The organism is Novosphingobium sp. GW835-FHT14H07 (assembly GCF_058793515.1).
This window is the reverse complement of sequence record NZ_JBXAFX010000007.1, coordinates 59,131-75,640: the sequence shown is the minus strand read 5'-3', so window position 1 is coordinate 75,640 and position 16,510 is coordinate 59,131. Positions and strand designations below refer to the sequence as shown.

General features: G+C 65.5%; 15 protein-coding genes. 9 read left to right on the top strand and 6 right to left on the bottom strand.

The genetic code is table 11. The features are described 5' to 3' along the window. Positions 1-37: 37 nt before the first annotated feature. The 5 genes from ptsP to ftsH all read left to right on the top strand — a co-directional run bounded on the left by ptsP (position 38) and on the right by ftsH (position 7,583). Positions 38-2,317, top strand: a complete 2,280-nt coding sequence (gene ptsP, locus AC1Q5P_RS08550) for a phosphoenolpyruvate--protein phosphotransferase (protein WP_193827367.1) — start codon at positions 38-40, stop codon at positions 2,315-2,317. A gap of 126 nt (positions 2,318-2,443) precedes the next feature. Continuing rightward, the gene (locus AC1Q5P_RS08545) at positions 2,444-3,424 is read left to right on the top strand and encodes a helix-turn-helix domain-containing protein (RefSeq protein WP_492518709.1); all 981 of its coding nucleotides are present in this window, start codon (positions 2,444-2,446) and stop codon (positions 3,422-3,424) included. A 120-nt stretch (positions 3,425-3,544) separates the two neighbouring features. After that, positions 3,545-4,537, top strand: a complete 993-nt coding sequence (locus AC1Q5P_RS08540) for a tetratricopeptide repeat protein (protein WP_492518708.1) — start codon at positions 3,545-3,547, stop codon at positions 4,535-4,537. 16 nt (positions 4,538-4,553) lie between these two features. Beyond that, positions 4,554-5,504 (top strand): tRNA lysidine(34) synthetase TilS, encoded by a 951-nt coding sequence (gene tilS / locus AC1Q5P_RS08535; RefSeq protein WP_492518759.1) that lies wholly within the window; start codon positions 4,554-4,556, stop codon positions 5,502-5,504. 147 nt (positions 5,505-5,651) lie between these two features. Continuing rightward, positions 5,652-7,583, top strand: coding sequence for an ATP-dependent zinc metalloprotease FtsH (ftsH, locus tag AC1Q5P_RS08530; protein ID WP_039333275.1), 1,932 nt, complete (start codon positions 5,652-5,654; stop codon positions 7,581-7,583). Between the two features lie 145 nt (positions 7,584-7,728). Here the strand turns inward: ftsH and AC1Q5P_RS08525 are convergent, their stop codons facing one another. After that, positions 7,729-8,772, bottom strand: a complete 1,044-nt coding sequence (locus tag AC1Q5P_RS08525) for a DUF3667 domain-containing protein (RefSeq protein WP_492518707.1) — start codon at positions 8,770-8,772, stop codon at positions 7,729-7,731. 187 nt (positions 8,773-8,959) lie between these two features. Here AC1Q5P_RS08525 and AC1Q5P_RS08520 point away from each other — a divergent pair, with 187 nt between their 5' ends. The 4 genes from AC1Q5P_RS08520 to AC1Q5P_RS08505 are packed head-to-tail and all read left to right on the top strand — an operon-like array spanning position 8,960 to position 12,359. Beyond that, the gene (locus AC1Q5P_RS08520) at positions 8,960-10,489 is read left to right on the top strand and encodes a peptidoglycan DD-metalloendopeptidase family protein (RefSeq protein ID WP_492518706.1); all 1,530 of its coding nucleotides are present in this window, start codon (positions 8,960-8,962) and stop codon (positions 10,487-10,489) included. A gap of 37 nt (positions 10,490-10,526) precedes the next feature. Next, a complete protein-coding gene (hemB, locus tag AC1Q5P_RS08515; protein ID WP_039333282.1) occupies positions 10,527-11,519 on the top strand; it encodes a porphobilinogen synthase in 993 nt (330 codons plus the stop codon). An 11-nt stretch (positions 11,520-11,530) separates the two neighbouring features. Next, a complete protein-coding gene (locus AC1Q5P_RS08510) occupies positions 11,531-12,094 on the top strand; it encodes a gamma carbonic anhydrase family protein (protein ID WP_039333376.1) in 564 nt (187 codons plus the stop codon). Beyond that, positions 12,075-12,359, top strand: coding sequence for a DUF167 domain-containing protein (locus AC1Q5P_RS08505; protein ID WP_492477108.1), 285 nt, complete (start codon positions 12,075-12,077; stop codon positions 12,357-12,359). Before AC1Q5P_RS08510 ends, AC1Q5P_RS08505 begins: the two co-directional genes overlap by 20 nt. Here the strand turns inward: AC1Q5P_RS08505 and AC1Q5P_RS08500 are convergent. The 5 genes from AC1Q5P_RS08500 to AC1Q5P_RS08480 all read right to left on the bottom strand — a co-directional run bounded on the left by AC1Q5P_RS08500 (position 12,356) and on the right by AC1Q5P_RS08480 (position 16,397). Further along, positions 12,356-12,994 (bottom strand): YoaK family protein, encoded by a 639-nt coding sequence (locus tag AC1Q5P_RS08500; RefSeq protein ID WP_492518705.1) that lies wholly within the window; start codon positions 12,992-12,994, stop codon positions 12,356-12,358. The two genes, AC1Q5P_RS08505 and AC1Q5P_RS08500, sit on opposite strands and share 4 nt — an antisense overlap. A gap of 48 nt (positions 12,995-13,042) precedes the next feature. Next, complete coding sequence (locus tag AC1Q5P_RS08495) at positions 13,043-13,438, bottom strand: group II truncated hemoglobin (protein WP_492518704.1); 396 nt, start codon at positions 13,436-13,438, stop codon at positions 13,043-13,045. Between the two features lie 99 nt (positions 13,439-13,537). Next, on the bottom strand, positions 13,538-13,726 hold the full coding sequence (locus AC1Q5P_RS08490) for a hypothetical protein (protein ID WP_193827361.1): 189 nt from the start codon (positions 13,724-13,726) through the stop codon (positions 13,538-13,540). 59 nt (positions 13,727-13,785) lie between these two features. Next, complete coding sequence (locus AC1Q5P_RS08485; RefSeq protein ID WP_492518703.1) at positions 13,786-15,381, bottom strand: cisplatin damage response ATP-dependent DNA ligase; 1,596 nt, start codon at positions 15,379-15,381, stop codon at positions 13,786-13,788. Next, on the bottom strand, positions 15,381-16,397 hold the full coding sequence (locus tag AC1Q5P_RS08480) for a ligase-associated DNA damage response exonuclease (RefSeq protein ID WP_492518702.1): 1,017 nt from the start codon (positions 16,395-16,397) through the stop codon (positions 15,381-15,383). Before AC1Q5P_RS08480 ends, AC1Q5P_RS08485 begins: the two co-directional genes overlap by 1 nt. Between the last annotated feature and the right edge of the window lie 113 nt (positions 16,398-16,510).

Below are 16,510 nucleotides of genomic sequence, written 5' to 3'. Positions count from 1 at the left end.
GCGCAACATTCCCAAACCGCACGCACTAGGCTAATCCATGTTCATGCTCAGTGCCGTCACCTCTGCTCGACAAATCCTGACTTCGCTGCACGAGGTCATGGCCTCCCGCGCCGGTGCCCAGGCCAAGCTCAACCAGATCGTCGAAGTCATCGGCGAAAATCTCGATTCAGAAGTGTGTTCGATCTACCTCCTGCGCGAGGGGATGCTCGAACTCTTCGCCACGCGCGGCCTCAACCAGGCGGCGGTCCACGTCACCCGGCTGGCCGTGGGTGAGGGCCTTGTCGGCACCATCGCTGGCAATGTCGAGACGCTCAATCTCGCCGAAGCTGCTGCCCACCCCGACTTCGCCTTCCGCCCCGAAACGGGGGAAGAAAAGTTCCACTCCTTTGCCGGCGTTCCGATCGTCCGGCGCGAACGCGCGGTGGGCGTAGTTGCGGTCCAGCACGTCGAGCCGCGCCGCTACGAAGAGGTCGAGATCGAGGCGTTGCAGACAGTGGCGATGGTTCTTTCCGAACTCATCGCCAATGCGGAGCTGATCGACGACGAGGAGACGCTGGGAGTCCCGGCCCACCTCACCGGGCCGGACCGCATCAAGGGCCTCACGCTCGTGAAGGGGCTGGCCAGCGGGGTTGCCGTCTATCACCAGCCGCGCGTCACCATCGAACATGTCGTTGCCGAGGATACCGAGGCTGAACGCCAGCGGGTCTACCTCGCGTTCGACAAGATGCGCGAACAGATCGACCGCATGGCCAGCCAGGCGGAGTTCGGCGTCGGGGGAGAGCATGAGGAGGTGCTCGAGACCTACCGCATGTTCGCCTACGACGAAGGCTGGTCGCGCCGGATCAACGAGGCAATAGATTCAGGTCTTACGGCAGAAGCGGCGATAGAGCGCGTCCAGCAGCGTACTCGCATGCGCATGCGCCAGATCGACGACCCGTTGCTGGCCGATCGCATGCACGATCTGGAGGATCTGTCGAATCGCCTGCTGCGGATCGTCTCGGGCCAGCTCGGCACGGCAGCCAGCATGGGCCTCAAGGGCGATGCCATCCTGATCGCGCGCAATCTCGGCCCTGCCGAACTCCTCGAATACGACCGGCGGCGCCTCAAGGGGGTCATTCTCGAGGAAGGCTCGCTCACCGCGCACGTCGTCATCGTGGCGCGGGCCATGGGCATACCGGTGGTCGGCCGCATGCGGGCGCTGCGTGGCAAGGTCCGCGACGGCGATCACCTGCTGCTGGATGGCGATCAGGGCGTGGTCGATGTCCGTCCCGCACCCACGCTGATCGAGGCGTTCGAAGCGCGCTTTGCCAGAAACCGCGAACGGCAGGCCCATTACGCCACGATGCGCGAGGTCGAGCCTTTCACCCGCGACGGCACGCGCATCGCCGTGCTGATGAACGCAGGGCTGCGTGACGATACGCCCATGCTCAACCTTACCGGCGCGGATGGCATCGGCCTGTTCCGCACCGAGTTCCAGTTCCTCGTTTCCGCAACTCTGCCTTCGCGCGAACGCCAGACCCGGCTCTATCGCGATGTGATGGACTCGGCCGGCGATCGCCCGGTGGTGTTCCGCACGGTTGATATCGGCGGGGACAAGGTGCTGCCCTACCTGCGCCACAACGACGGCGAGGCCGAAGAGAACCCGGCAATGGGTTGGCGCGCGCTGCGCGTGGCGCTCGAACGCGATGGTTTACTGAAGGTGCAGGCACGCGCCCTGCTGGAAGCGGCAGGTGGGCGCACGCTCAACGTGATGTTCCCCATGGTCACCGAACCATGGGAGTTCGATGCCGCCAAGGCCGTATTCGACGGTCAATTGGCGTTCCTGCGCAAGCAGAAGAAGATCCTGCCCGAGGCGATCCGCTACGGGGCGATGCTCGAAGTCCCGGCACTGGCCGAGTGTCTTGACCTGCTGGCCCCGAAGCTATCCTTCCTGTCGATCGGCACGAACGACCTGACACAGTTCCTGTTCGCGGCCGATCGCGCCAATCCCAAGCTTGCCGAACGCTACGATTGGCTCAGCCCGGCCATCCTGCGCTTCCTGCGTCGCGTGGTGAACACGGTGGCGCCGTTCGGAACCGACGTGACGGTGTGCGGCGAGATGGGTGGCCGCAGGCTGGAGGCGCTCGCCCTGCTCGGCCTTGGCATCACGCGGCTTTCGATCACGCCAGCCGCTGTCGGGCCGGTCAAGGAACTCGTCCGCAAGGTCGATGTGAACGAGATTCGCGCGGCGATGGCTGGCTGGCTGTCCGAACCACCACAGGACCTTCGTTCTGCGATCGCGGAATGGGCCTCCTCGCGCGGGATCGAGTGCGACTGAGGGTGACGCAGGGGCGTTTCGTCGTCGAAATCCGCAATTCCTCGTCGAAAGCCGTTGACATTCGCAGGGGTGACGCGAACCCTGTTAACGGGTTGCAAAGCATACGCGGAAGACGGGAGTAACGCCTTGGCTGAAGCCGGCGGTCTGCAGGACATTACCAATATCGACACCACGCCCATGCCCGCCGGGCAGCCGGGCCGACAGAGCGTGGGTGAAATGCTGCGCGCGGCGCGTGAGGCCGCAGGGCTGGACATCAAGCAGCTCTCGCAGGCCACGCGGGTAACGACCCGGCATCTGCAGGCGCTGGAGGTGGGCGATTATGCCGCGTTTCCCGGAAGGCCCTACACGCTCGGCTTTGCCAAGAGCTACGCCAGGGCTGTCGGCCTGGATGACAAGGTTGTTGCCGAGGCCGTCCGGGCCGAGCTGGACCAGCAGGCGCCTCCGCCGCCGCCCCGCGTCATCAATCAGTTCGAGGTGGGCGATCCGGAAAAGACGCCTTCGCGGCTGACCGCATGGCTCGCTGCCGGTCTGGTCATCGCAATCGCGCTGGCGGGGTTGGTGTTCTGGCGCAGCTATTATCTCCCGTCGGCTGAACTGCCCCCGCTGGTCGGGCCGGAAGAGGCCAGGCCGGTCCCGAACCAGGTCGCCGCCGCACCAGCGCCAGTTGCGTCACCAGCCGGACCGGTGGTGTTCACGGCCACCGAAGATCGCATCTGGGTGAAGTTCTACGACGGCACCGGCAAGCAGATCCTGCAGAAGGAACTGGCCAAGAGCGAAAGCTTCACCGTGCCGACCGACGTGCCCGAACCCAAGCTGTGGACCGGGCGTCCCGATGCACTTGCGATCACGGTGGGCGGGCAACCGGTTCCGCGCATTGCCGAGAAGGAAGGCATCGTGAAGGACGTTGCTGTCAGCGCAGCGGCCCTGCTCGCGCGCGGCACTGCTGCCGCCACGGCAAGTCCTGTGCCGACGCCTTCCGCGGCCGCCCCGGTCGCACGGCCTGCGCCGCGCCCCCGTGCGCAACGGCCTGTGGCGGCCAGCGAGCCGACAGCGGCTCCGGCGACGACCCAGGCTGAGGCATCACCGCCACCTGCCGCCCAGCGCTGAAGTGACGGGCGGAGGCGGATAAACCGCTGGCCGGTCTCGACTTGGTGCGGGCTATCGGGCAAACTTGAGGCGTTGATTGAGGGTGCGCGGGGGATCGTGCGCCGCTGAACGGGAACGACCATGACCATGACTTTCCGGCGTGCAGCGCCACTTGGAGCCATCCTTCTGGGGCTGACCGCCCCGATCGCCGCGCCGGTGCTGGCCCAGTCCTCTGCACAAAAGACCACTGCCACACCGGTCGATCCCGAAATGCGTCTGCGCCGGATCGAGGCGGAAATCCGCGCGATGCAGCGCAAGGTTTTCCCTGAGGGCGCCGGCAAGACTTTCGTTCCGGAAATCACTGCAGGGCCGACAACCACGACACCGGCTGGCGCGCCGGCTTCGTCAGCGGTGACTGACATTCTGGCACGGATGGACGCGGTCGAGGCGCAGATGGCACGACTGACGGCGCAGGTTGAGGAAGGGCAGAACCGTTCGGCCAAGATCGAGGAACGCTTGGCCAAGCTGGAGGCCGCTGCCGCACCGGCGTCTGAAGAGCCCGCGGCGACGCCTGCGCCTGTCGTCACGACAACGCCCGCTCCCGTGCCCGTGGCACCGAAACCCACGACACCCGCCGCCACCAAGCCGACCGAGACCAAGCCTGCGACGCCTGCCGCCAAGCCGGCATCGCCCTCGGCCGCGCGCGTGGCCGCAGTTCAGGCGATCGAGAAGCCTGCGACCGGCGATGCCGCGCTTGACGACTACAACTACGGCTTCCGCCTGTGGGAAGCCAAGTTCTATCCCGAAGCGCAGCAGCAGTTGCAGATCTATGTCGATCGCTATCCCAAGCACAACATGATCAGCTTCGGTCGGAACCTGCTGGGTCGGGCCTGGCTAGATGATGGCAAGCCGGGCACCGCGGCGCAGTTCTTCCTGCAGAACTACCTTGCCGACAAGAAGGGCGCGCGTGCGCCAGACAGCCTGCTGTATCTCGGGATTGCCATGGTGCGCCTCAAGGATACCGAAAAGGCTTGCGGTGCGTTCGCAGAACTGGCCTCGGCCTATCCCGATGAAGTCGCCGGTCGTCTCAAGGGCCAGTACGATGGCGCCCGCGCTTCGGTGAAGTGCAAGTAATGGACTCGGGAATAGCCTGACCGCTGCTGCTGCGCGTTTTGCCGCGCAGTGGGCAGCGGTCGCTCCGCATGGGCCGGTCGGACTTGCCGTGTCGGGCGGACCGGACAGTCTCGCCATGCTGGTGCTGTTCCACGAAGTTGCGCCGCGCAACTTTCAGGTGGCCACGGTCGATCATGGCTTGCGCGCGGAATCGGCAGGGGAAGCGGCGATGGTCGCTGCGATCTGCGCCGGGCGCGGCATCGCGCATCAGACGCTGACGCTTTCGCTGGAAAAGGGCAGCGCCGTGCAGGAGCGGGCCCGCGCGGCGCGCTATCGAGCGCTCGCCGAATGGGCGCAGGCAGAACGGCTTGCAGCAATCGTGACCGCCCACCATGCCGACGATCAGGCCGAGACGATGGTCATGCGGCTCAATCGTGGTGTGGGCTTGCGAGGCTTGGCAGCGATGCGGCCCGTTGCGCAAGTGCCGGGCGCCCCCAGGCTCAGGTTGCTCCGGCCTTTGCTGTCATGGCGGCGGGCGGAGTTGCAGGCTGTTGTAGACGTCGCCGGTCTTGCAGCTGCCGACGATCCGTCGAACCGCGATCAGGGCTATGAGCGGGTGCGCATGCGTGACGCCCTGACGTCAAACGAAGCGTTTGCGATCATGGGTTTCGCTCGCAGTGCCCGGAACCTTGCCGACGCCGATGCCGCTCTGGAATGGGTGGTCGACCAGCTCTGGGAGGAGGTCGTGGCTGCGGGCGAGGGTTTCACGTGGAACCCACCGTCGGGCTTGCCCGATGTGCTCGCGATGCGCCTGCTCGAGCGCGTGCTGGCCGCACTGGGTGCGGGTGCGCCACGGGGCGCGGAGCTGGTCCGGTGGCTTGGAATGCTGCGCGAGGGCGGAGTCGCGACACTAGGGGGCGTAAAGGGCGATGCACGGGCAAACGCCTGGCGGTTCACCTTGGCGCCCCCGCACGCGTCCAGGTCTTGACCCTTGCACCATGCCCTATCGGCACAGGTCGCTGAAAAACCACATTCGCGCTATATTGCGAGTTACCCGATATTGAGAATCGGGGTGGCAATCCTACATTGCCTCCATACCCGCCCGCGTTTTCCGGGCGATTGCGGAAAGACAGCGATGAACGACGACCAGCCCCAGGGTAATCCGTGGATCAAGAGCCTCCTTGTCTGGGGCGGAATCTTTCTCGCGCTGTTGCTGGTGGTTTCGATGTTCGGGTCGCGGGTCGATACCAATGCGACGACAATCCCCTATTCGGCCTTCCGCTCGCAGGTCAGCGATGGTTTGGTCCGTTCGGTCGAAATCGCGCCCGAGCGCATCACCGGCACGCTCAAGAACGGCAGCCAGTTCGCGACCGTTCCGGTCCCCGGTGATGCCGATCTGCCCAAGCTGCTGCAGGACAACGGCGTGCAGTATGCCGGCAAGGCGGCCGAACAGCCGAACATGCTGATGTACATCCTGTTCAACTCGTTGCCGTTCCTGCTGATCCTCGGCGTTGCCTTCTTCGCGCTGCGCCAGATGCAGAAGGGCGGCGGTTCGGGCGCGATGGGCTTTGGCAAGTCCAAGGCCAAGCTCCTGACAGAGCGTTCAGGCCGCGTGACCTTCGATGACGTCGCCGGCATCGACGAAGCCCGCGAGGAACTGGAGGAAATCGTCGAGTTCCTGCGCGATCCCTCGCGCTTTTCCAAGCTCGGCGGCCAGATCCCCAAGGGTGCGCTGCTGGTCGGCTCGCCCGGTACCGGCAAGACCCTGCTGGCCCGCGCCATTGCGGGCGAAGCGGGCGTGCCGTTCTTCACCATCTCGGGTTCGGACTTCGTCGAGATGTTCGTCGGCGTCGGCGCGAGCCGCGTGCGCGACATGTTCGAGCAGGCCAAGAAGAACGCGCCGTGCATCGTCTTCATCGATGAAATCGACGCGGTCGGCCGTCACCGTGGCCACGGCCTCGGCAATTCGAACGACGAGCGCGAGCAGACGCTGAACCAGCTGCTGGTCGAGATGGACGGCTTCGAGGCAAACGAGGGCATCATCATCATCGCGGCAACCAACCGCCCCGACGTGCTCGATCCCGCTCTGCTGCGTCCCGGTCGTTTCGACCGCCAGGTGGTCGTGCCGATCCCTGACATCGAAGGCCGCGAGAAGATCCTGTCGGTGCACATGAAGAAGGTGCCGCTGGCGCCTGACGTCAACCCGCGCACGATCGCGCGTGGCACGCCCGGCTTTTCGGGTGCCGACCTTGCCAACCTCGTCAATGAAGCCGCCCTGCTGGCCGCGCGCCGCAACAAGCGTCTCGTTGCCATGCAGGAGTTCGAGGACGCCAAGGACAAGGTCATGATGGGGGCCGAGCGCCGCTCGATGGTCATGACCGACGACGAAAAGAAGATGACCGCCTATCACGAGGCTGGCCATGCCATCGTTTCGGTCAAGGAACCGGCATCCGATCCGATCCACAAGGCAACGATCATCCCCCGTGGCCGGGCCCTAGGCATGGTCATGCGCCTGCCGGAACGGGACAGCTATTCCTATCACCGTGACAAGATGCACGCGAACCTCTCGGTCGCGATGGGTGGACGCGTGGCGGAAGAGCTGATCTTCGGGCACGACAAGGTGTCGTCCGGTGCATCTTCTGACATCCAGTACGCCACTTCGCTGGCGCGCTCGATGGTCACCAAGTGGGGCATGTCGGACAAGCTCGGGCCGCTGCAGTATGAAGACCAGCAGGAAGGCTATCTCGGCATGGGCGGTTCGCAGCGCCTGTTCGTCTCGGACGAGACCAACAAGCTGATCGACAGCGAGATCCGCGGGTTGGTTGACGGCGCACACGCACGTGCGACCGACATTCTCAAGACCAACGAGGACAAGCTCCACCTCCTCGCTCAGGCTTTGCTTGAGTACGAGACGCTGACCGGCGACGAGATCAAGGAACTGCTTGACAGCGGCAAGCTGGACCGACCGCAGAACCCGACGGGCACCGCCCGGCCGGTTGCGGCCCAGGGCTCGGCAGTTCCGCGCGCGGGCAAGAAGTTCGGCTCGACCAATCCGCAGCCGGCCTGATCCCCGGCCAGATCTTAAAGCGAAAGGGCGGAGGGCAACCTCCGCCCTTTTCGTTGAAGAAACCGCTCATCCTGAGCCTGTCGAAGGATGCACACGAAGCACCGGCGTCCTTCGACAGGCTCAGGTCGAGCGGGGGTGGGGTGCTTTATCCCCCCGCTTCCACGAGGATTACCACCGCGAACAGCATCATGGCGACGAAAGCGAAGAGGCTAAGGAACCACGTCCGCCACCATGCGCCGAACCAGGACAGGCCGTAAGCGCCGCGCAACTGCAGCAGCATGTGCAAGGGCGGCAGGAAAGCGAGCGCGGGTAGTCCGGGCAGGGCCAGCCTGCCCCCGACGGTCGCCACGATGCCCAGCAGCGTCATGAAGCACAGCGAATAGGTGACGAACACGGTGTGATCGTAAAGCCCGAAGCGGCGGCTGAACGGGAACAGCAGCCACAGGAACGGCACCGAGATCGGGATCAATGCCCAGCTCAGCTTGTAGCTGTAGTTCTGCACCTTATAGAGCGCGAGGCTCGGATTGGCCTTGGCCTTCTTCACCGCTTCGTTGATCCAGCCGATATCGCTGGCAGTCTCGAGGCCGCTGGTATCGATGTTGCCGACGTTGATGCCGCTCGCCTTGACCTGCTCCAGCCCGGCGATGTTCTTGCGCGTTTCGGCAATTGCTGCGTCGATCTTCGCCAGCTCTGCAGCGTCGCCGCGTGCCGCGATCCGTTCGGCCTCGAGGACCGCCAGATCGTTGCGTTCCTGTTTGAGGCCCTGCTCTACCGTCGTATTGACGCTGGCACCAATATCGCCGCCCAGCGAATTGATCGTGGTGAACAGCGCGAACACGCAGAACAGGAACAGCGCGATCGGCGAGACATAGCTCGCCCGCCGTCCGTCAATGTATTCGCGGGTAAGCTTGCCGGGCTTGGTCACCAGCATCGGCAGCGTGCGCCAGATCTTGCCTTCGAAGTGGAACACGCCGTGAAGCAGGTCGTGGAAGAACGCGCCGAGTGTCTTGTGGACGTGCGCTGCCTGACCGCAGGCATGGCAGTGGCTGCCGACCAGCGGCGTGGCGCAATTGAGGCAGGCCGATTCGTGGGTGTGACCGTCGGCCCGATGCTCGCCCGCCGTCGGCTCCACGGTGCGTGCCGCTGCCAGCGCGCCCGCCATGTCGCCCAGAGTCTCGGTGCCGTTCAAAATCTCGTTCCCCCTGTAACTTGTTGCAGCATAACGAGCGTGCGACGTTCTCGCCACACCCTTGAGACGGCGCGACAAGTGAGACGGCGCGGCAAGGGGGGTGATTTCACGGAACATTAACCTTGTCCGTGCAGTCCGGAGCCCAAGAGGGTAAGCAGCACGCGTGTACACGTCGCGGGATCAGATGATGGCGCTCGGTGGAGCGGGAGGGGGAAGCGGCTTCGGCCAGCGCACCGCGCCGCCGCGCGCGCCCGTGCCGCCGGCGCGCTGGGGCCTTCTGCACAAGACTGCCGAGCAATACCTGTCGCGCCACTGGCAGCGCCTGACTGCGCCGGTGGAGCGCGCTTTCGCCCGATTCGATCTCGTGCCCGATCTTGCCGAAGATCTTGGCAGCGCCCGCTGGTTCAGGGGCTTTGGCACCATGCTCGCTCTCGGCGCGGCCGCTGTGCTGATGTGGCCGAGCTTTGCCCCGTTGCAAGCCGCGCCGCTGACCTTGATGGACGATGCCGCGCAAGACGAGCTGCGTGTGCAGGGCATCCGCCCGCTCGCCTTCGGTGCGGACAACGGCCGACGGATGAACGCCACGTCCGCCGTCATCCCGCTTGCCGCCGCGCCCGAGCGCCCGAGCATCGACCTGACGGCAACGCTTGGCGCCGGCGACAGCTTCCCGCGCATGCTGCAGCGGGCCGGCCTTGCCAGCACCGACATCGTGCGCGTGCTCGACCTGGTGGGTGGGCAGGTCAAGCCCGGCGCAATTCCGGAAGGCACGCGCTTTTCCATTCGCCTGGGCGCGCGCACCAGCCCGGCGCAGCCGCGCCCGCTCGAGCAGCTGTCGTTCCGCCCCCGCTTCGACCTCGCGCTCGATATCCGGCGCAGCGGTGGCGCGCTGGCGCTCGCCAGCAACGCCATTGCCGTTGACACATCGCCACAGCGCATTCGCGGAATCGTCGGGGCGAGCCTCTATCGCTCCGCCCGCGCGGCAGGCGCACCTCCGTCTGCGGTGCAGGACTACCTGCGCACGATCGACGAGCACATGGCGTTCGAGGAGATCGCGCCGGGTGACGAGTTCGACCTGGTCTATGCCAATCGCCGCGCCGGCACGGGCGAGCAGCAGGCCGGCGATCTGCTCTATGCAGGCGTTGTCCGCGCCGGAAAGCCGGTGCTGCAACTCCTGCGCTGGGGCAGCGATGGGGCGTTCTATTCGCCGCAAGGCATGGCCGAGGGTGCGCAGGCGACCACGGGTTTCCTCGGTGCGCCGGTCAACGGCCGCATCACTTCGGGCTATGGTGCGCGCCGCCATCCGATCCTCGGCTATGTGCGCATGCACGCCGGGATCGATTTCGCCGCCAGCTGGGGGGCTCCCATCTATGCTGCCACCGATGGCCGCGTCAGCATTGCCGGGTGGCATGGCGGGCACGGCAACTACGTTCGCCTCGATCACGGCGGCGGCATCGGAACCGGCTATGGCCACATGAGCCGCATCGCCGTTTCGGCGGGCATGACCGTGCGGCGCGGGCAGGTGATCGGCTATGTCGGCTCCACCGGGCTTTCGACCGGGCCGCACCTCCATTACGAGATGTATCGCGCAGGACAGACGGTGAACCCGATGTCGATGACCTCGATCGTCCAGCGCGCGGCTATCGACCCGGCGCAGCTTGCCGCCTTCCGCAGCAAGCTCGCGCAGATCACGGTGATCCCGGCTAACCGCTCCCGATGATTGCAGCGGGGCGAGCCAGCGGCTAGGCCTTCCTGCCATGACGACTTATCCGATGACTCGCCTGCGCCGCACCCGTGCCACTGCATGGAGCCGCGCCATGCACCGCGAAGTGCTGGTCACGCCTGCGGACCTGATCTGGCCGCTGTTCGTGACCGAGGGGGAGGGCGTCGAAGATCCGATCCTGTCGCTTCCCGGCGTATCGCGCTGGTCGGTTGACGGCATCGTTGCGCGGGCCAGGGAAGCGGTGGCGCTGGGCATTCCGTGCCTTGCCCTGTTTCCGAATACCCAGCCCGATCGCCGCAGCGAGGATGGCAAGGAAGCGCTCAACCCGGACAACCTGATGTGCCGGGCGATCAAGGCGATCAAGCAGACCTGCGGTGACGATATCGGTGTGCTGACCGACGTCGCGCTCGATCCCTACACCAGCCACGGGCAGGACGGCCTGATCGATGATGAGGGCTATGTCCTCAATGATCAGACCGTGGAAATGCTTGTCGGGCAGAGCCTCAACCAGGCCGCAGCCGGGGCCGATATCATTGCCCCGTCCGACATGATGGACGGCCGCATCGGTGCAATCCGCGAGGCGTTGGAAGGCGCTGGCCACATCAACGTGCAGATCATGTCCTATGCGGCCAAGTATGCCTCGGCTTTCTATGGACCGTTCCGCGATGCGGTGGGTTCGCGCGGGCTGCTCAAGGGCAACAAGAAGACCTACCAGATGGACCCGGCCAACGCCGAGGAAGCGCTGCGCGAGGTCGAGATGGATCTGGCCGAAGGTGCTGACAGCGTGATGGTCAAGCCGGGCCTGCCCTATCTCGACATTGCGTGCCGCGTGAAGCAGACCTTCGGCGTACCCGTGTTCGCCTATCAGGTGAGCGGCGAATACGCGATGATCGAGGCAGCCGTGGCAGCCGGGGCCGCCGATCGCGATGCCATGGTTCTGGAAACGCTGGTGGCCTTCAAGCGCGCGGGCTGTTCCGGCGTGCTGACCTACCATGCGGCCCACGCTGCCCGGCTTATGGGCGCCTGAAGGACCAGATGATGTATCCCGACGTTTCGATCGTCCCGCTCAACGGCAAGACCCCGCGCATCCACGAGAGCGCCTTCATTGCGCCCGGCTGCCGGATCATTGGCGATGTCGAGATCGGGCCGGACGTTTCCATCTGGTACAACTGCGTCCTGCGCGGCGACGTCAATTTCATCCGCATCGGCGCGCGGACCAACATTCAGGATGGCAGCGTCATCCACGTCGACAGCCCCGCGCCCACCAAGCCCGATGGCTTTCCGACGATCATTGGCGAGGACGTATTGGTCGGTCATCTGGCCATGGTCCACGGCTGCGTCATCGAGGATCGCGGCTTCGTCGGCCTGGGCGCGATCGTGATGAGCGATGCCCATATCGAGAGCGACGGCATGCTCGCAGCAGGCGCGATGCTGACAGGTGGCAAGCGCGTGTTGTCGCGGCAGTTGTGGGGCGGCCGTCCCGCCAAGTACATGCGCGACCTCGACGATGCGGCCATCGCCGATATGCAGCGCGGCGTGCAGCACTACGTCCGCAACGGTCAGGCGCACAAGGCGGCGGTGCTTGGCACGACCGAAGGCTGACCTGCCACCGCCAGCGGCCTTGCGCGCGCTGGTAGATGCCGAGGGGCGTCTGGCGGTGCGCGTGACGCCGGGCGCGCGCAGCGAGGGCATCGAGATCGAGCAGGGGCGCGTTGCCGTCAAAGTCCGCGCCAAGCCCGAGGATGGCAAGGCGACGGCAGCGGTCGGCGAACTTCTGGCAAGGGCGCTGGGTGTTGCGCCGTCCAAGGTAGAAATGTTGCGCGGCGCAACTTCTCGGGAGAAGTTGTTCAGGATTCCGCCAGCCTAACTTTCAGAAGGCACCCTGAACGCGACGACGACCATCGCCGCACTCCAGACGCTGGCGATCCACAGGCATCCCATCGGCAGCCGATCCTGCAGGAAGGCGCCGAGCACGGCACCGCCCAGCAGGCCAAGCCAGAGCTGCGCCCATGACGCCCATCGGCCATCGCCTTTACCCGTGATGCGGCGTGCCAGGCCAATGCCGAGCTTGACCAGGGCGCCGGTCATGTAGGTCAGGCCGACAGTTACTTCGCCATCGCGCTGGAAAGTGTTGTTCAGCGCACCCATCGCCAACACCAGCGCCGCCATCATGAGCGTTGCGATCCCGGCAGCGCGGGCCAATGCGCCGATCACCAGCAGCGCGGTCACCAGCGCCAGCACGGCGGGTTTGCGCATCGACCCCGCACGCTCGGAAACGAGCGCGCCACCCGTCACGCCAGCGATGAAGCCGCCGATCAACAGGGCCGGAACTATCGCATCTTGCGGGGCAGTGCCAATCGCAACGCCAAGCCGTGTCGTATTGCCCGACATGAAGGAGACGAAGTAGGCCTGCGCCGAAAGAAACCCGACCGAGTCCACAAACCCGGCCATCGCGGCAAGAGCCATGGCGAATGTCCGGCGCTGGCGGTCGTTGAGGATCACGCTGCGCCTTCTAGCGCGTGTTTGCGCCGAAGGGAATCAACGGGGGAATCAGTCGCGCGCCATGCCTCGGGCCATCTGGCCAAGGACTTCGCTGAGCCCGACGGCAATTTCGCGGTCCTCCGGGGCAACATCGGCGATCGCCCGCGCCATGCAGTCGGCCCATTGCTTTGCCGTGTCGCGCGTGATCGGGAAGGGCTTGTGCATCGACATCATGCACTTGCCCGGATGCGCCTCGAACCAGTCGCGTGGACCGCCGCTCCAGCCCGCCAGAAAGCCCGGCAAGGATTCGCGCATCGGCGCAAGGTCCGGCGCATGCATGGCGCGCAGTTCTGCAAACGCAGGATCGGTTTCCATCAGGTCATAGAAACGGTCGGTGATGCGGCGCAGCGTTTCGATGCCGCCAAGGCGGTCATAAGGACTTGTCGCGGGGGCCTGGGTAGCCAAGGGAATGCTCCGGAACAGGGATCTGGAACCTTGCTTGTGCCCCCAACCCGCGCCGACAACATTGACCGCAATCAATCACTTGGACAATCACTTGGCGCTTCAGTTGCGATGGGGGAGTGCCTTGGCCGCCAGTCCTGCTGCCATTCCGCCAAGGACTGCCCCGATCGCCCAGTTGGTCGCCACCGCATCCCACTGGCGATAGCGGGTCCATTCACTGCCGGTGCGGAGCGACGTCCAAGCGAGTCGCCCCAGCGCATAGGCCGGAGCGGCGAGCAACACGTTTGCCATTCTTTTCTCTCCCAGAGGTTTTTCTGGCAACGGCAGGCAAGTGACTAGGTTCCGCAAGCTCAATCCGCGATCAGGCCCTTCAGCGTCTCGAGCCGGTCCGCTTCATGCGCGGGCTTGTCGCTGCGGATGCGGCTGATGCGCGGGAAGCGCATGGCGACGCCCGATTTGTGCCGCTTGCTGGCGTGGACCGAGTCAAAGGCGACTTCGAATACCAGCGACTTGTCGGTTTCGCGCACTGGGCCAAACTTGGCTACCGTATGCTGCCGCACGTAGCGGTCGAGCCATTTCAGTTCATCGTCGGTGAACCCGAAATAGGCCTTGCCCACGGGTAGAAGTTCCGCGCCCTCGTCGGGGTCGCCGTTCCAGCAGCCGAAGGTATAGTCCGAATAGAACGACGATCGCTTGCCGCTCCCGCGCTGCGCATACATCAGCACGCAATCGATCAGCAGCGGATCGCGCTTCCACTTGTACCACAGCCCGGTCCGCCGCCCGGCGACGTAAGGGCTGTCGCGCCGCTTGAGCATGACTCCCTCGATCGCCTCGTCCCGGGCCCGGGCGCGCACTTCGGCAAGCTCGTCAAAGTCCCGCGCCTCGATCACCTGCGAGATATCGAAGCGGCCCTGGTCGAGCTTCGGCACCAGGGCTTCCAGACGAGCGCGGCGCTGCTCCCAAGCCCATTCGCGCAAGTCTTCGCCATCCTCGATCAGCAGGTCATAAAGACGTACGAAGGCGGGATAGTCGCTGAGCATAGCCTTCGACACGGTCTTGCGCCCCAGGCGCTGCTGCAGCGCGTTGAAGCTCGCCGCGCCACCACTCTCGCCACCCTGATGCACCCCGCGCACCAGCAGTTCGCCATCGAGCACGCAGGGCGTGGAAAGCGCTGCCGTCACTTCCGGGAATGTGCCGGAAATGTCGTCGCCACTGCGCGAATAGACGCGCGTCTCGCCGGCGACGTGGACGATCTGCACGCGAATGCCGTCCCATTTCCACTCGGCTGCGAACTCCGACAGCTCAAGGCTTTCCGCTTCGAGCGGGTGTGCCAGCATGAACGGCCGGAACAACGGGAGCAGGTCGGTGCGCGGAGGCGCAGTTCCGTTGGCGGCCCAATCGAACAGGGGCAGGTAAGGAGGCGCCTGTCCGTGCCAGTACTCCTCCACATCCTCGACGCTCACGCTGAACGCCTGTGCGAACGCGACCTTGGCGAGCCGCGCCGAAATACCGATGCGCATCGCACCGGTGGCAAGCTTCAGCAGGGCATAGCGACCGTTGACGTCAAGACGGTCGAGCAGATCGGTAAGTACGCCCGGCGCGGTGGTACGTGTGGTTGCGTGCAGGGTTTCTACCACCTCCGCTACGGAAGGCGGAGGCAGCCGATCTCCCAATGGTTCCGGCCAGAGCAGGCTGGCCGTCTCGGCGGTGTCGCCAACATAATCGCGGCTCAACGTCCACAACACGGGGTCCACCCGCTCGGCCATCAGCGAGCGGATCAGCCCGGCCTTGACTGCGGGGAAGTCCAGCCCATCGGTCAGCGCGGCCAGCGCCCAGCCGCGGTCGGGATCGGGTGTCTCGCGCATGTAGTCGGCCAGCAGCGCCAGCTTGGCATTGCGCGATGGCGTGAGGACGAGCGCGTCGAGCAGGGCGGCAAAGCGCTCCATCAGTCGTCCTCGTCCTCATACCCCACCAGCGCAAGGGCCCGCGCCTTGCGCTGCGTCAGTTCGCACCAGCGCAGCAGCGCTTCCTCGCGCCCGTGGGTGATCCAGGTCTCGGCCGGATTCACTTGCGCGATGGTCTGGGTCAGTTCGTCCCAGTCAGCGTGGTCCGAGATGATCAGCGGCAGCTCCACATTGCGTTGCCGCGCCCGCTGCCGCATCCGCATCCAGCCCGAAGCCATGGCGGTGACAGGGTCAGGCAGGCGGCGGCTCCAGCGGTCGTTCAAGGCAGATGGCGGGCAGATCACGATGCCGTTGGCCAGCGCCGCCTTGGGCACCCCTGCCACGGCCTTGAGATCGCCAAGATCGACGCCGTGGTCCTCATACAGCCGGCACATCCGTTCCATCGCGCCGTGGAGCCAGATCGTGTCGTGAAATCCCGCCGCGCGCAGTTCGGCAATCACCCGCTGCGCCTTGCCCAGGGCATAGGCGCCGACAAGCACGCAGCGCCCCTGATCGTTCTCGCGGGCACTGAGCAGCTTGGCCATTTCCTCGGCAATCGGCGGATGGCGGAACACCGGCAGTCCGAACGTGGCTTCGGTGATGAACACGTCGCAGGGCGTCACTTCGAAGGGCGGACAGGTGGGATCGGCACGGCGCTTGTAGTCGCCGGTCACGATCACCCGCTCGCCGGCGTGCTCGAGCAGGATCTGCGCAGAGCCAAGGACATGTCCCGCCGGCACGAAAGTTGCGCGCACCCCTCCGGGAAGGCTGATCGTCTCGCCATAGGCAACAGGCGCCGCCCGGACCGCGCTATCCGCTTCGACACCATAGCGCAGCTGCATGATCGCCAGCGTTTCGGGCGTCGCCACTGTCCGCCCGTGACCACCCCGTGCATGATCGGCATGCCCATGCGTGACCAGGGCGGTATCGACTGGCCGTGCCGGATCGATCCACACATCCGCTGGAGCGACGTGGATGCCCATCGGCTCTGCCCTGATCCACGAAAATGCCGCTGCCATGCCGGAACAATGGCGGGCTCACGGGATTCGTTCCAGATGAACCATCGCCACAGGATTGCGCGCGCGGGACAGGGGAGGTTCAGGTCACCGGGTTAGCTTTCGCCCGCCCTCAA

Coding starts and splice junctions, on each gene's coding strand:
- AC1Q5P_RS08520 (WP_492518706.1), top strand. CDS start 8,960: ATGGCGCTCGGTGGAGCGGGAGGGGGAAGCGGCTTCGGCCAGCGCACC.
- AC1Q5P_RS08480 (WP_492518702.1), bottom strand. CDS start 16,397: ATGGCAGCGGCATTTTCGTGGATCAGGGCAGAGCCGATGGGCATCCAC.
- AC1Q5P_RS08485 (WP_492518703.1), bottom strand. CDS start 15,381: ATGGAGCGCTTTGCCGCCCTGCTCGACGCGCTCGTCCTCACGCCATCG.
- ptsP (WP_193827367.1), top strand. CDS start 38: ATGTTCATGCTCAGTGCCGTCACCTCTGCTCGACAAATCCTGACTTCG.
- ftsH (WP_039333275.1), top strand. CDS start 5,652: ATGAACGACGACCAGCCCCAGGGTAATCCGTGGATCAAGAGCCTCCTT.
- AC1Q5P_RS08510 (WP_039333376.1), top strand. CDS start 11,531: ATGTATCCCGACGTTTCGATCGTCCCGCTCAACGGCAAGACCCCGCGC.
- hemB (WP_039333282.1), top strand. CDS start 10,527: ATGACGACTTATCCGATGACTCGCCTGCGCCGCACCCGTGCCACTGCA.
- AC1Q5P_RS08540 (WP_492518708.1), top strand. CDS start 3,545: ATGACCATGACTTTCCGGCGTGCAGCGCCACTTGGAGCCATCCTTCTG.
- AC1Q5P_RS08490 (WP_193827361.1), bottom strand. CDS start 13,726: ATGGCAAACGTGTTGCTCGCCGCTCCGGCCTATGCGCTGGGGCGACTC.